1 pseudogene is annotated in these 579 nt (G+C 69.9%); it reads right to left on the bottom strand.

From position 1 onward, the window contains the following. A pseudogene (locus PAT3040_RS37540) lies at nucleotides 1-579 on the bottom strand (hypothetical protein); the annotation flags it as partial.

The raw sequence follows: 579 nt of genomic DNA, 5'->3' as shown, positions 1-579 counted from the left end.
GTCGCCTCCGTCATCCCGGCCGCTGCGACGCTCAGGCAGTTCGCCCGACGGAATCGGCATGCCCCACATGTCCTTGCGGCTCTTGCCTCCTGCGGACAAGTTGATGCCGCCGCCTTCGGCGCCTTGCTCTCTCGAGGCTCTCGAGCCGCGTCCTTCGCGAGCTCCCTCTCGCGCATCGATAGCGCCGCTCGCACTCTCGCGGGTGCCGGCTCCGTCCTCGCCTTCGCGGTATTCCACCCAACGGTTCTCCGCGTCGAATGCTCCGCCGTTCACCCAAGGATTGGCTCCGTCCGATCCGCCTTGATCCGAACTGAAACCGGCACCGCCACGCCCGCGTTTGCCGCGCGCTTCTTGCCCCGCTCCGGCACCGTTCGCAGCGCCGCCACCGCGTCCTCTGCCTTGTGCGTTCTGCCATGTCCCCGAGCCAGCACCTACATCACGGCCTCTGCCGCCCTGCGTCGCTCCTCCCGGACCACGTCCGCCTGCTCCATTGCCACCGCGGCCTCGACCGCCTACAGCACCGGCGCGTTCGCCATTCCCGGCTCCTCGGCCAGCGCCTCCGCGCCCGCTATCGCCGCG

It is taken from the genome of Paenibacillus agaridevorans (assembly GCF_003112455.1).
GTDB lineage: Bacteria > Bacillota > Bacilli > Paenibacillales > Paenibacillaceae > Pristimantibacillus > Pristimantibacillus agaridevorans.
The sequence above is the reverse complement of the archived record's forward strand: the minus strand, read 5'-3'. Positions and strand labels throughout refer to the sequence as shown.